We start from the raw sequence: 14,002 nt of genomic DNA on the forward strand, positions 1-14,002 counted from the left end.
TACTTAAAGCCGTGTTGGGAGCGCGTTTTTCGCGCTCCTTTTTTGCATTCAGAATCCTCATCAAAGGAGGCTGGAGGCAACCCTGTTGTCAGGGCGCGATACTGAGTTCCAGTGAAGTATGCTATATTTTAACAAGCTGTTTTTTGTGCCAAAGTATAGTTTTATTATGAGGAGAAAGGCGTAGCGTTACAGCAGGCTGGTACAAACTTGACACAAAATAAATATAAAAATGATCCTTGTCGGACGCTGGATTGCGAAGGGCGGGAGTGAGCAGGTGAATTGATGTCTTCGAATACAGGTTATTCTGATAAGAATGCGAAGTCTGTAAAAATACGGCCGTCAGGCGAGAAGGATACCGATAAGTATATTCAGAGCTCCTGGCAGAGATGCCGTGATCAGTACAAGATGTCCCCCGACAGCAATGTTGAGCTGGTCTCGCTTTCAGAGTCTGAAGTCAGACAGCGTCGGGAACCCATGGAAAAACTTCTGAGTGATTCCGAAGAGGTTTTTGATAAGATCAGAACGGTTTCCAAACAGAGTGGCTATGCGGTTCTGATAACGAATACCGAAGGTGTGGTTGTTAAGTCCTATGCCGACTCCAATATCAGCCATGACCTTGAACAAAAAGGGTTGCGCCAGGGAACCCTGTGGTCAGAAAAGATTGTCGGCACGAATGGCCTGGGAACCTGTTTAACCGAGTGCAGGCCGGTCACCGTGTTTGCTGAAGAACATTACGGTTTCAACCTGCATAATTTCAGTTGCTCCGCAGCGCCGCTAATCTCTCCGGATGGTACGCCGTTTGGCGCGCTGGATATCTCTACCTATGCCTCCGGAAACAGGCTTTATCAGGCTTTAGCACTCAATCTTGTATGTGAGACCGCCGACGAGATAGAGGCGATTGTTTTTAAAAATGCCTACGCTAATCAACGTGTGATCAGTTTATCATTCTCTCCCCATCGGCCTGAGACAAACGCTCTTATCGCGGTGAACGATAGCGATACCATTATCGCTGCGACTACCCCCCTGCTGTTGGCATTGGGGTGCCGGGACCGCTATGAGTTAGTCGGGCGCAAGTTTCAGGAGGCATTCAGCGATAATCCCGGGCAACTGGAATCATCCGTTGTTCTGGAGATGCTGATTCAGCTTAAGGGTAAACCTCACAAACTCTATGCCACTCTGCTGCATAACTCTGCTGTTGAACGACGTATGAAAGCCGCTGATAGTGCTGCGTCGAAACCCTCAGCGTCCGGCTTGCAGACTCACAGCGCGGAGGCTCAGGCTAGCGATACTCCGCTGTTCAGCGCTGCGGGAAAAGAGCCGCTCCTCTTGAAACAGGCCAGTCGTTGTCAGCGTATAGTGAACAAAGGTATCAGTATCCTGTTACAGGGAGAAACCGGCACAGGTAAAGAGGTCTGGGCCCGGGCGCTGCACGAGAGCAGCGATCGCGCAGACAAACCTTTCATAACCCTTAACTGTGCTGCTATTCCCGAATCGCTGATTGAGAGTGAGTTGTTTGGCTATGGTGCGGGTACATTTACCGGGGGACTGAAGTCCGGCAAGGTGGGTAAAATTCAGGCCAGTCATGGCGGCACCCTGTTTCTTGATGAGATTGGCGATATGCCCATTGAACTGCAGGCCAGTTTGCTCAGAGTACTTGCTGAAAATGAGATCATCCCGCTGGGCGAAGTGAATCCTGTTAAGGTCAGCCTGAATGTAATCTGTGCGACCCACCGTGACCTGAAAGAACTGGTCAGCCGTGGTGATTTCCGCGAAGATCTGTTTTACCGTATCAGTGGTTTCCAGGTAGCGTTGCCAAGCCTGCGCGAGCGGCAGGATAAGCCTGTTATTATTGAGAACGTTTTGCGCGCCCTGTGTAGGGATGAAGAGAATGCTGAAAACGTCCAGGTCGCCCCGGAGGCTTTGAATGTACTCTGTCAGTATCAGTGGCCAGGTAATATCCGCCAACTGAAAAATGTCCTTCAATACGCAATGTGTATGCGTGAAGGCGATCTGATTCAGAGCGATGATCTGCCGGATGAGGTGTTTGCTGAACCTGCCGCAATGAGCTCTGAGGCAGGCGCACGATCTTATGCCCCGCCATCCCGTATGGTATCAATGGCTGGCCTGACAGAGGCCGGAGTAGAACAGCCGCCGCTATCTGAAAAAGAGGAGCTGGAACAGGTGCTTGAACAAAACCGCTGGGTAGTTACCCGGGCGGCCAGGGCACTGGGTATCAGCCGTTCAACATTACACCGTAAGATTAAAAAATATAATCTCTTTATCGATGAGGCAGCCGGGGAGTCAGATTCTCCTGCCTGAGAAGGGGCTCCCTGTTCAGCAGGATGGTAATGAGTCTCTCTGCGTTGCGGACTAAAGCAAAAAGCCGTTCTCAGAACGGCTTTTTCAATATGAGATCTGTATCCGGATCAGACCGGGAAGACCACATTGCACTGACCGGTGCCAGAGCTTGGGAAGTATTCGGTCATGACTTCGGCACAACCTTCATATTTGTCCCAGCCCAGCAGGCCGAACAGCATCGCTGTGTCGTGCATACCGCCTTCTCCGGAACAGTCCTGAGCATATTTCGGCAGCAGGTCAAGAAACGCTTTGGTTTGACCCTTTTTCCACATATCCATCACCATCAGGTCGATCTCCTGATTCAATGGCTCGCTGATCTTGAACATATAGTCACCCACCACTTTATTCGGTGGAATCCGGTGTGACAGCGAGCCGCTGGCGAGGAACGCCACCCGCTTATCAGATTTGTTGATCGCCTCAAGAATTGCTTCGCCGACCTGTTTCGATTCCTCCAGATCTGCGTCATACATCCAGCCGGCAATCGAAACCACTTTCATATCGTTGCCAACGCCGAGGTAGCGCAGGGGGACCAGGGTGCCATATTGCAGCTGCAGGGTTTCAACCTCATGGTGGCAGAGAGTGGTGACGCCATTGGCTGTGGCAATCTCAGCAATCTGCTGCCCCAGTTCTGGGTCGCCGGTGTGGCTGTATTCCATATTATTGAGGAAGTGAGGAAACTCAGTGCTGGTAAACACCCCGGACATCTCCGGTTTCGCATTGATATGAAAACCGGCATTCACCAGCCAGTGTGTGTCCGATATTACGATGGTATCCACCTTAAGCTCGCGGCACATGTCGCCGATACGGCGTAGTCCCTGAATTGCCGATTCACGGATGCCGTGCAGTGGCCCCTCCTGCTCAGAGATAAACATTGAAGGCACATGTGTCACTTTTGCTGCCAGAACCAGTTCGCCCATAACTCACCTCAATACTGTTGTTATTGGATTTTATTAACGGAAGTTATTTCCATGGGAGCCAGTATAGGGTGGATTCCTGAACCGCCTTTGCCATTTAAAGCAAAGCTTTTACCATTTAAGACAGGGTGGATCTGTATAGCGCATTTTTACTACAGAGAACGCCGAGAACACAGAGGGAAAAGATTTAATTAGCTACCTGTAGTCGGAGGCGCGCCCCCGCGGCGATGAGTTAGATTGACACTACCTGAAAGCTTATCGTGACGGGTACCCAGAGGTCATGCCAGCGTTGCTCTCACAAGCTTGTCCGGTGTCAGAAAGGGCATCGAGCATTTCTACCACAGAGAACACAGAAAACACAGAGGGAAAAGATTTAATTAGCTACCTGTAGTAGGAGGCGCCCCCCCGCGGCGATGAGTTAGATTGACACTACCTGAAAGCTTATCGTGACGGGTAGCCAGAGGGCATGCCAGCGTTGCTCCCACAAGCTTGTCCGGTGTCAGGAAGAGCATCGAGCATTTTTACCACAGTACCCAAAGGCATGCTAAGGGCACAGAGCTCACTGAGAAAAGCGGTTAAGAGGATTTTAAATATTTATCTCGGTGTCCTCTGTGGTTAACTATCTTTTTGAGTATACCGGGTGCGGAAGGCGGTCGGGGTTTCTCCGGTCCAGCGTTTGAAGGCCCGGTTCAGGTGAGCCGGGTCAGAGAATCCCAGTGAGTAGGCGATCTGGGTAATACTCTGGCGGGAATACTGCAAATATTTACGCGCCAGCTCTTCGCGGATCTGATCCCGCAGTGCCTGGATGGTGGTGCCGGACTGGGTAAGTTTGTACTGCAGCGTTCGGGGAACCATATTTAACTCGGTTGCCACCGCTTCCAGGGTGGTCAGCCCGAGTGGCATCAGATCGATCAGTGCGATGCGCACCCGGCCGCAAAGATCAGCCATCTGTAAACGCTGCAGATAATCTTCAACCAGCTTATCGTTCTGCTCAGCCAGCAGAGTATTGCCCGTTGGCAGCTCTTTATTCAGGGTGTCTGCACATAGCACTAAGCGGTTTTCAGACGCACCAAAACAGACAGGGCACTCAAAGTAGCTTTCCCATAATGCCGGGTTAACCGGTGTCTCACGGGTGAAGCTTACCGATTGGGGGGCGAAACGCTGATCCGACATATCGCGGAACATTTTCACCACTGCGCCGAGAAAATAGTCGACCCCTTCGGCGGCAACCAGCGGCCGGTTATCAGACTGACGCACCTGCATGCTGAAGTGGAAACTTAGCGGATCGGCTTTATCCAGAGAGAGGTTGCAGCCATCATTGAGCAATACTTCAAAGCGCACCATGCGCTTGAGTGCATCGAGTAAACTGTTACTGGCCCACAATGAGAAGCCCAGGGCATGAAAGGTGGTGGGGCAGACATAGCGGGCTACCTGTAAACCGATATCCTCCTGGCCGGTTTCTGTTAACGCCAGCGCCCAGAGTGCACGGGTATGGTCAGCGCTGAAGCGCACATCGGTATCACTCAGCCGGGATATGTCCACGCCCGCCGCGCGTAGAAGTTCATCGCCATTATAGCCAAGAGAATCCAGGGCGCGACCGACCGCGACCGACCAGCCCCCGACGACAGTGGATGACTGCTTGCTGTTGATCTGCGGGTGCTTATGCTGTTGGTCGTTGCCGTTGTTCATCTGATCACAAATAGCTCAAAGACGTAAATGGATAATAAGCCTGTCAATTCTAAGGATACCGTTTATCGACCCGGTGCGGATAGCATTTCTCGCAGAGCGATTATCAGACAGTCTGATTTTATGATCTGCTACCATGATGTAGCTCTATTTTCTGCACTGTATTATCAAAAAGAAGCTGAAATGGTGTTGTTTTATCTTTATTTTATGAAGTTATTCTTCTATTGTGAGAATATTGCGTTTATTGGAGCCCTCCATAGGGTAGATAGATTATTACAACGCTGAGTGTGCTGTTTTACATTTGCAACGGCAACGCACGTTACTGAAAGGAGGCAAGATGACAAGCCTTAGCAAGATGCTGAATGTACTGAATATGTTTGGGCCGGATTCACTGCTGTTAGATGTTGATTCAATCGCCGATGGCATGGGGCTTTCACGGGCGACGGCCTATCGCTATGTAAAAGAGTTGTGCGAATCAGGATTGCTGAGCCGGGTGGATGGGCAGTATACACTGGGGCCAAGGATCATCGAGCTGGACTGGATGATGCGTCGCTATGATCCGTTGCTCTCAAACGGCCGGGACATTATTTCTGAGCTGTGCAAAACGACAGGACTGAATGTTTATATCAGTGTTTTTTACGATGGACACATTATTAACACCTATATCAATTCGCCTGACACAGAAGCCGGCTTTTCATTTGGCCGGGGTCAGCCACTGCCGCTCTTTAAAGGCGCTCAGTCCAAAGTGCTGGTGTCCTATCAAAAGGGCCGCAAGCTGAAGAAGTTGTTCCATGAAGCGATCGAAAACAACGCTGAGTATGACTTTACCTGGAAGAGTTTTTCTCAGGTAACCCGTTCAATTCGTCAGGATGGCTACTGCATTACCCATGATGAACTGAACTCCGGACTCACCGGTATTGCCGCGCCGATTATCAAGCCGGGGACAGAGGATATTCTCGGTAGTATTGCCGCCGTGGGGGGAACATCCAGTTTTCAGTTACTCCGCCATGAAGCGGTGATTGAGCTGGTAAAAAGTGCGGCGAATTGCATTGCGGCCAGGATTGTTTCGTCAGAGTCTGATAAAGCAACAGCTGCAGAAACGGTTGCTTAAAGGCTTCAATTAGCAGAAGAAAAAAGGCTAACCCGATGATCGGGTTAGCCTGAAATTACTGGTGGGTTTGCCAGTAGGAGATCAACTGTTGCTTCGCATCCGGTATGCGTTTATTTAACGGTACTGAAGGCAATATCCAGTGCCGCAGCTATCTTATCGGCTTCCTCAATGGTCAGGGTCAGAGGAGGAGAAAGGATAATCTTGGTGCCCACCGGGCGCACCAACCCCCCGTTCTGTTTGGCCGCTTCAGCGATGCGGTTAGCGTAGCCCTCCATCGGATTTACCGGCTGACGAGTCGCTTTATCAACCACCAGATCAAGCGCCAGCATCAGGCCTTTACCACGAACTTCACCCAGATGCGCAAACTTTTCAACCAACGGCAGTAACGCTTCTTTCAGATGCGCACCGATTTTTTTCGCATTACCTGGCAGATCCTCTTTCTCGACAATGTCGGGCACAGCCAGTGCTGCAGCACAGGCGGTTGGGTGCCCGGAATAGGTGTAACCGTGCATGATCATGCCGCTGAAGTCCTGGCTGTTTTCGATAGCATCGGTAATACGCTTATTGAAAACAGTTGCACCCAACGGGATATAACCGGCAGAGATCCCTTTTGCCAGACAGAGAATATCAGGCATAACGCCCCATCCCCGGGAACCCGGCATGCAACCAGAACGACCGAAACCGGTGACAACTTCATCGGCGATCAGCAGAATGTTGTACTTGTTCAGCAGCTTACGTACTGCAGGCCAATAGCTATCGGGTGGCACAATAACACCGCCAGCCCCCTGAACCGGTTCAGCAATAAACGCAGCAAAGCTGTCAGGACCATGGAACTGGATCTGCTCTTCCAACTGACGAATGCAGTGTGCCGTCAGTTGCTCGGGGTCTTCACAGTCCCAGGGATTGCGATATAACCAGGGCGTATCCACCTGAACGCAACCCGCCAGCAGAGGGCCGTGGTTCATATGGTAGACGTTATTACCGCCAACAGAGGTACCGCCCATGTGTACACCGTGGTACGCATTACGCAGGGAGATAAACTTGGTGCGCTTTGGCTCACCCGCTGCAATCCAGTATTGACGGGACAGCTTCAGGGCGGTCTCAACCGCATCGGAACCACCGCTGCTGAACAACCCCCGGGACATATCCTCCGGCTGGAACATTTCGATCAGCTAATCCGCCAGATCGTATACCCGGGGGTGAGCGATGCCATCGAACATCTGGTAATACGCCAGCTCATCCATCTGCTTATTAATAGCGGCTTTGACTTCGACTCGATTGTGGCCAATATTGACGTTCCACAGGCCACCAACGCCATCCAGCAGTCGATTGTTATCAACATCAGTGACGTAGTTACCATCGGAAGAGGTAATAATCAGTGTGACCCGTATCAGAGGGCGGTTTATTGGTGCCTTTATTCTGGTGCTGGGTTTATTGGCAGCTACAGTCAGAACTATCAGGTGAGCGATGCACTGATTGCGCTGTTTTTTACAGGTGTTGGCTATGTGCTGATAAAGAATGATATCCCAGTTATTCCTATTATTCCGGGCATGGTTCTGGGGCCAGTCTTCCTGACGCGATTCAGACAGTCCATGGGAATATCAGAAGGTGATCTGACGATTTTCATTACTCGGCCGATCAGCCTGGTGTTGCTGAGCATCACCATCCTCTCAATCGTGGTGTATATCAGCAGTAAAGTTAAAGAGAGTAAATGAGTTTCAGCGGCATAAGACCAGATGCTATTTCGGGTTATATAGCCAACTTATTCGGTATGTTGTTCAGTACTTACTTAATATGGTCTAAGGGTCACAATATACCAGCACGCTCGGTGCCGGTATATTGTGATCCTCTGTTATGGTTAAATACCAAACCCTGCTTCCGCTGCCGCAGATGAATAACTGACCGTTTTTCGTCTGATATTTAAGTGCCCGGTGTTATCAGGCCCGTACCGTTTTCTTGCGAAAAAGCCACGACGTTTTCAAACGCTGCTCTAAAATAAAGTTCGTAACTCCCTTTTTCTACATAACCAAGATGGGGAGAGCAAAGCACATTTGGCAATGACAGCAGTGCTTCAGTGTTTTGATTGGCGGGCTCAACCAAAAACACATCTAATGCAGCGCGTTTTGTTTGTTTCTCTTTCATTTCGCTATACAGCGCACCGGGCTCAACTAACTCAGCCCGGCTGGTATTAACAAAGAGTGAGTCTGACTTCATGCAAGCCAGATCAGCTTTGGTTACACAGTGTTTTGTCGCCTCATTTAACCTTAAATGAAGAGATACAATGTCAGCACGACTAAAAAAATCCAGTTTGCTGGAGGCAGCCGCAAAGCCATCTTCTTCAGCCAGCTTTCTGGATGCCTCACTGCCCCAGACAAGCACAGACATACCAAATACTTTTGCGTATTGGGCGATGCGTTTGCCAATTTTCCCATACCCCCAAATGCCTATCGTTAAGCCATTTAATGTCCGGCCTAACCCGAGTACTCCTGAGTCCTGCCACTGAGAATGTGACAGGTTTTCAACATATTCAGGGATATTGCGCGAAGCCGCCATGATCAGCGCCCAGCAAAGTTCAGATGGCGCGACAGGAGAGCCAATCCCTTCAACGACAGAGACACCATATTGGTGGCACAAAGCTGGATCCAGGTGATTACTGACTTTACCGGTTTGACTGATAAGCCTGAGATTTGGCAGCTTTGACAACAACTCTTCGGTAATTTGAGTGCGCTCCCGAATTAACACCAGGACTTCAAAATCAAATAGTTTCTGAGCTAACGCTTCAGCATCCGTCCAGGTTTCATTAAACACGTGAACCTCATGTCCATTGAGAATTTTGAAACACTTCAGGGTTTTAACAACATCCTGATAATCATCTAAAACGGCAATTTTCATGAAGCTCTCCTTCTTATTTAGCGAAACTTATCCACTGAACACAGAGGATCGTTAACTGAACATAAACAGCTTGATTGCTGCGACTGCAGCCATTCCCCTGATGATCCATTTAAACTGCGTTAACTTTAACGAACGTAACAGCAAGAACCCGATAAAAGCACCGATAGCAACTGCCGGTAAAGCCTTTATACCCGTCAGGGTGGTTTCCATGTTCAGATACCCTAAGCTCAGCAACATGGGAATTTTTGCCAGATCAATTATCAGAAAGAAAAATGCACGGGTACTGATGTAGGCTGTTCTTGTGAGTTTCTGCTCCAACATATAAAGACTCATTAAAGGCCCAGCCGCACTGGCAGTCATACTGATGACGCCGGTCACCAGACCAACGCAGGAAGCCATCGCGGGCTGACGCATAAATGCAGCATCATGATGTTCCAGCCACCAGCTTAAGGACACCATGCCGATAATGATGCTGCCAATAAGCCAGGAAAACACCGAGGCGCTCATATCGGCTAACAACCAGCTACCCATGATCATGCCCAGCAGCTGCAGGGGGAGCAATCGTAACAGCACACCCCAGTTCACCTGCTTGCTATATAGCGAGATGACGACCAGATCCGTCACAATGTACATTGGCACCATTATTCCCAGTGCTTCGGGACCGGAGTGTGTGATCATCAGTAGCGGCAGGATCAGCATACCCATACCGCCAACTGAAAATTTAGAAAAACCGGTAATTAATCCTGCGCCCAATAAAACGAGAGTGGCACTGTCCAACAATTTGCTCCTTACGCGTTCAAAAAATGGAGGGGTATTCAATCGTAAATGAGCGACTAGCGTAGCGCTAAAGACGAAAACATGATAACTACATATTGTTATCATAATGATAGGTTTTTACGTTCATGAAAAGTGATCAACTACGAGCCTTTGTCAGCGTGGTAGAGCAGGGCAGCTTTCGCGCGGCGGCCTCTCACCTGTTCAAAACCCAGCCCACCATCAGTGCGGCGGTGAAGGCACTGGAAGCGCAATTTGGGATCAGTTTATTAAGCCGGGATGCCTACAGACCTACCCTGACCGCTGAAGGAAAATCATTCTATAAGGAAGCGAAACGACTACTGAATCATGTGGCGGAACTGGAATCCCTCGGGCATCAATTGTCCAAAGGCGCTGCCCCCCGTCTGTCGATCTCTTTGAGTGCCATGTGTGCTATACCCCCGGGCCTTAACACGATCAAACAATTCTGCGACAGGCATCCGGATTTACAACTGAGTATCAGCACTGAGCATCTCTCGGGTATTCTCGAACAACTGCATCTGGATAAGGCGGATGTGGCTATTGGCCCGCATACCGGATTGGATGATCGTTTTGAATTTGTGGATATAGGAAAGGTATCGATGATTACTGTCGCCACCCCCTCTTGTATTAACGCTTGTCTGCTGAAAGCCAATAGGAGCAACACCTCAGGGGTTATTGCGCAGCAGGTGCTTCGCCACGTTCCGCATATATTAGTGGCAGACACCGGCTCTCAGTCACCGATCGATAATATCAATATCATCTCAGGTGGACGGCGTTGGTATGTCAAAGATTATCAGGTTAAGAAAGCACTACTGCTGGCTGATATGGGGTGGGCGCGTATTCCTTTGCATATGATTGAAGCAGAACTGGCAGGCGGGGCACTCATTCCGCTACAGGTAGAGAATTTCGCCTCGTGTAGCGAAGTGCCTATCTACCTGATCCGGTTGCAGCAACATCCCCTGAGTGAACTGGCCAGCCATTTCTGGGACGAGATGATTGCTAGCAAAGAGCGATAAGTGAGCCTAATCGACCGATTTCATGGCCGCGTCCCACTCATCCAGAATCAGGCGACGCTTTGCCTGATCGGTATGTACCAATAGCGCGAGTCCCAGTGGAATCGGCTGAAACCGACCTTGAGATGAACTGAGCAGGGTATGGGCGGTTTGCATGCCAGTGACATCATCACGAATGGGAAACAAACTGGCGCGATCAGCCAGCAGTTGCTGCCCCTCAAGCGAGAGCAGATAGTTGAGAAACAGACGCGCGTTATGTAAGTTTTGGGCCTTCCTGGGAATAAAAGCACTGCGCATTACCAGCGCCGTGTAATCTTCGGGCATGATGACCTTAATCACGGGATTTTTCTTGGCTGCGGCAAGCGCATAAGAGCCCATCAGATTGTAAGCGATGACAATTTCACCGCTGGCAAGCGCCTTGAGCATCGACGAACTACTCGGAAAACGCCTTGCCTGGTGGGTGCCAAAGGACTCTAGCAGCCGCCCGTAGCTGCCTGATTGTTTGCGATCATTAGCCCAGGTCAGGTAACCAACGCCAACCCGCTCGATATCAAATGTGCCGATCCTGCCTTTGACCAGATCGCTCTTGCGCCGGATTAAGCTCAGCAATTCTGAACGGCTACGGGGCAGATCCTCACCTTTTATAACGTCACTATTGATAGCAATCACCGCCGGTTCATAGGTAAAACCAAAAATCTCATTACGCCAGTTTGCCCAACGAGGTAGCCGTTCTGTTTCCAAAGACAGATGAGGCTGAGCATAGCCGTCGTTAACTAATTTAATTTGTAGATCCATCGCGGAACTCAGCACCAGATCGACACTGTGCGGCTGCTCCTCAAGAAAACGCTGATACAATACCCGGGTATTAAATTCGGTATAGTGAACAGAGATACGGGGATATTTTTTTTGAAACTGCTGCAACACCGCTGCAATGGCGGGATAATCCGCAGCTCCGTAGATTCTGAGTTGGGATGCGGGCTGCTCAGACGCTGGAAGATCATAGAGTGTTTCAGCCTGAAGCGGAACATTGCAGATCATTAGCACTAATGCCAGCATCGCTTGCCGTATCATTTCACCAGTCTCCCTTCAAAGCAGATCTCTACCATCAGACCATGCGGCTGGTTGTCTTTCAGCTCTAATATTGCGCGGTGATGTTCAGCGACTTCCCGGGCAATAGAAAGCCCCAAACCACTACCCGGGCGCTTATTATTCGGGCTACGATAAAACTGTTTGAAAACATGTGACCGCTCATCTTCCGGGATACCCGGCCCGCTATCGCTCACCTGAAGCACAGCGCTGACCTTTCCTTTAGGTGCGGCAGTGGCAACCAGATCCACCTCGACTACACCCCCGCTTGGACTATATTTAATCGCGTTTTCTAAGATATTTTGTATCATCTGCTTTAATGCAAACTCATCACCATCAACACAAATCTCCACAGCACTGAGGTAAACAACCTCGACATCGCTGCGCAAAGCCGCCACCGCCACGTCACGACAAACCTCTTTAATCAGGCTATCCAGACGTACTGAATTGAACAGTTCGCTCTGAAACCGGTAGGTTAATTTTGCCTGATTCAACATCTGCCTGACCGTTCCGGAGAGCAGATCACTGCATTCGACGACACGTTTTAATTGTAGCTCGCGTAGTTGTGGATCATGTTCTTCCAGGGCATTTTGTGCCTGCGACTTCAGGCCTGCGAGCGGTGTTCTGATCTGGTGGGCCGCTTCACCGGTAAAGCGCTTCAAACGGTCCAGCGTTGTGGCTAATTGCTCCATGAAGTGATTAATCGTCTTTAATAACGGTTCTACTTCTTGCGGTACCTGAAGATCCAAAGGACTAAGATCCACATGGGAGCGTTCACTGAGCGCGATGTTTAACTGATTCAGTGGCCTTAACAGCATCCAGATACCAAATAAAATCAGCACCAATGCGAGCACGGAAAAGAACGCGACAAACTGCAATACGCGCCAACTGATATCTGCCGATAACGCATTGCTCGCTCTCTGCGTCTGACCAATCTGTATCTGTACTTCCAGCGTAATACCCACATCATTCAGTACCCGCTTAACAACAACAAAGCGTACCGGTTCATTACTGTAATAAGCATCAAAGAATTGTGGGGATAGCTCGCTCCGTCCATCCAATCGCCTGACTTTTCCAGAGCTTGGGTTGAGTTGGGGTAATCCTTCATAGCCAGTAATATGGTCGCCATCAGCGGTAGTGATAGCGTAAAAGACCCGGTCATCAGGTGCCAGAGACAGGGTTTCGAAGGCTGACTGTGGCAAATCAGAAATCACCTCTCCATCCTGAATACCAATGCTTTCTGCCACCTGCAGAGCCGCTCCGGCCATCAACCGGTCATAGGAAAGTCTGGCTGCTCTGTTGCCATACAGATGAGCCGACCAGTAACTCAGTGCTGCCAATACAAGCAGTAAACAGACGGTCATCAGGGTTAGCTGACTGCGAATAGACTGGGAGGGATATCTAACCATTTTCCCGGTCCAGCAGATATCCCAGACCGCGCAGCGTCCGAATATCGACGGAGCTACTCTGTAGCTTTTTGCGCAGGCGCGCCACATAGGTTTCAATCGCGTTGGGGCTGGGAGATTCGTCGAAACCGTAGAGGTGATCAAGTAACTCCTCTTTGCTTAATACACGTCCTGTGTGACTAAGAAAAATCTCCAGTAAACGAAATTCCCGCTGCTTCATCTCGACCAGCTCAGCGTCAATTTTCACTGTACAGGCACGTCGATCCAGCTCAAGATTTCCATAGTTAATAGTGTCCAGAGACTGACCCTGATGGCGTCGAAGTATCGCTCTGCAACGAGCTTCAAGCTCACCAAAGTCAAAAGGTTTCGCCAGATAATCATCTGCACCGAGATCCAGTAACTGAATTCGATCTTCGATCTGATCCCGGGCGGTCAGGATGAGCACGGGGGTTTTTGAATGGCGACTACGTAACTTTTCCAGTACCTGGTCACCGTTCAGTCCAGGCAGGTTGAGATCCAGAATAACCAGGTCATAAGACTGATGTTTGAGAATCTCATTGGCTTTTGTACCTGTCGTAACCAGGTCAGCACCATGGCCTTGCTTCGTCGCCCGCTGACTAATGGCTTCACCAAGAATCTCATCGTCTTCAACTATTAGAATTCGCATATTTTTTGCCAGAGAAAAACGTCACAAACATCAGTTTGTGATCTTTTTTATTAGTATTTTCGTTTCATCCTATC

At 49.8% G+C, this 14,002-nt stretch carries 10 protein-coding genes and 1 pseudogene; 3 read left to right on the forward strand and 8 right to left on the reverse strand.

Translation table 11 applies throughout. The features are described 5' to 3' along the window. Positions 1-282 precede the first annotated feature (282 nt). Entirely contained in the window at positions 283-2,319 is a 2,037-nt protein-coding gene (locus tag JW499_RS02730; RefSeq protein WP_205209145.1) for a sigma-54-dependent Fis family transcriptional regulator, read from the forward strand. Between the two features lie 107 nt (positions 2,320-2,426). Here the strand turns inward: JW499_RS02730 and hpaD are convergent, their stop codons facing one another. Beyond that, positions 2,427-3,275, reverse strand: coding sequence for a 3,4-dihydroxyphenylacetate 2,3-dioxygenase (gene hpaD / locus JW499_RS02735; RefSeq protein ID WP_205209146.1), 849 nt, complete (start codon positions 3,273-3,275; stop codon positions 2,427-2,429). Between the two features lie 612 nt (positions 3,276-3,887). Continuing rightward, the gene (locus JW499_RS02740; protein WP_205209147.1) at positions 3,888-4,961 is read right to left on the reverse strand and encodes an AraC family transcriptional regulator; all 1,074 of its coding nucleotides are present in this window, start codon (positions 4,959-4,961) and stop codon (positions 3,888-3,890) included. A gap of 334 nt (positions 4,962-5,295) precedes the next feature. On the opposite strand from JW499_RS02740, the gene JW499_RS02745 reads away from it, so the two are divergent. Beyond that, complete coding sequence (locus tag JW499_RS02745) at positions 5,296-6,069, forward strand: IclR family transcriptional regulator (protein WP_205209148.1); 774 nt, start codon at positions 5,296-5,298, stop codon at positions 6,067-6,069. A 110-nt stretch (positions 6,070-6,179) separates the two neighbouring features. Here JW499_RS02745 and JW499_RS02750 read toward each other — a convergent pair. The 3 genes and pseudogenes from JW499_RS02750 to JW499_RS02765 form a co-directional block, all read right to left on the reverse strand. After that, a pseudogene (locus tag JW499_RS02750) lies at positions 6,180-7,658 on the reverse strand (aminotransferase class III-fold pyridoxal phosphate-dependent enzyme). Between the two features lie 331 nt (positions 7,659-7,989). Next, a complete protein-coding gene (locus JW499_RS02760; protein ID WP_205209150.1) occupies positions 7,990-8,961 on the reverse strand; it encodes a D-2-hydroxyacid dehydrogenase family protein in 972 nt (323 codons plus the stop codon). A 51-nt stretch (positions 8,962-9,012) separates the two neighbouring features. After that, the gene (locus JW499_RS02765; protein WP_232846203.1) at positions 9,013-9,738 is read right to left on the reverse strand and encodes a sulfite exporter TauE/SafE family protein; all 726 of its coding nucleotides are present in this window, start codon (positions 9,736-9,738) and stop codon (positions 9,013-9,015) included. Between the two features lie 125 nt (positions 9,739-9,863). Between JW499_RS02765 and JW499_RS02770 the strand changes: the two genes are divergently transcribed. Next, the gene (locus JW499_RS02770; protein ID WP_205209152.1) at positions 9,864-10,772 is read left to right on the forward strand and encodes a LysR family transcriptional regulator; all 909 of its coding nucleotides are present in this window, start codon (positions 9,864-9,866) and stop codon (positions 10,770-10,772) included. Positions 10,773-10,778: 6 nt separating this feature from the next. Here JW499_RS02770 and JW499_RS02775 read toward each other — a convergent pair whose 3' ends face one another. The 3 genes from JW499_RS02775 to JW499_RS02785 are packed head-to-tail and all read right to left on the reverse strand — an operon-like array spanning position 10,779 to position 13,928. Beyond that, positions 10,779-11,840, reverse strand: coding sequence for an ABC transporter substrate-binding protein (locus JW499_RS02775; RefSeq protein WP_205209153.1), 1,062 nt, complete (start codon positions 11,838-11,840; stop codon positions 10,779-10,781). Next, positions 11,837-13,264 carry a sensor histidine kinase gene (locus JW499_RS02780; RefSeq protein ID WP_205209154.1) on the reverse strand — a complete coding sequence of 476 codons (1,428 nt, stop codon included), beginning with the start codon at positions 13,262-13,264 and terminating at the stop codon, positions 11,837-11,839. Before JW499_RS02780 ends, JW499_RS02775 begins: the two co-directional genes overlap by 4 nt. Further along, positions 13,257-13,928, reverse strand: a complete 672-nt coding sequence (locus JW499_RS02785; RefSeq protein WP_091355272.1) for a response regulator transcription factor — start codon at positions 13,926-13,928, stop codon at positions 13,257-13,259. Before JW499_RS02785 ends, JW499_RS02780 begins: the two co-directional genes overlap by 8 nt. Between the last annotated feature and the right edge of the window lie 74 nt (positions 13,929-14,002).

The organism is Amphritea pacifica (assembly GCF_016924145.1).
Lineage (GTDB): Bacteria > Pseudomonadota > Gammaproteobacteria > Pseudomonadales > Balneatricaceae > Amphritea > Amphritea pacifica.

Coding starts and splice junctions, on each gene's coding strand:
- JW499_RS02780 (WP_205209154.1), bottom strand. CDS start 13,264: ATGGTTAGATATCCCTCCCAGTCTATTCGCAGTCAGCTAACCCTGATG.
- JW499_RS02740 (WP_205209147.1), bottom strand. CDS start 4,961: ATGAACAACGGCAACGACCAACAGCATAAGCACCCGCAGATCAACAGC.
- JW499_RS02760 (WP_205209150.1), bottom strand. CDS start 8,961: ATGAAAATTGCCGTTTTAGATGATTATCAGGATGTTGTTAAAACCCTG.
- hpaD (WP_205209146.1), bottom strand. CDS start 3,275: ATGGGCGAACTGGTTCTGGCAGCAAAAGTGACACATGTGCCTTCAATG.
- JW499_RS02785 (WP_091355272.1), bottom strand. CDS start 13,928: ATGCGAATTCTAATAGTTGAAGACGATGAGATTCTTGGTGAAGCCATT.
- JW499_RS02730 (WP_205209145.1), top strand. CDS start 283: ATGTCTTCGAATACAGGTTATTCTGATAAGAATGCGAAGTCTGTAAAA.
- JW499_RS02745 (WP_205209148.1), top strand. CDS start 5,296: ATGACAAGCCTTAGCAAGATGCTGAATGTACTGAATATGTTTGGGCCG.
- JW499_RS02775 (WP_205209153.1), bottom strand. CDS start 11,840: ATGATACGGCAAGCGATGCTGGCATTAGTGCTAATGATCTGCAATGTT.
- JW499_RS02770 (WP_205209152.1), top strand. CDS start 9,864: ATGAAAAGTGATCAACTACGAGCCTTTGTCAGCGTGGTAGAGCAGGGC.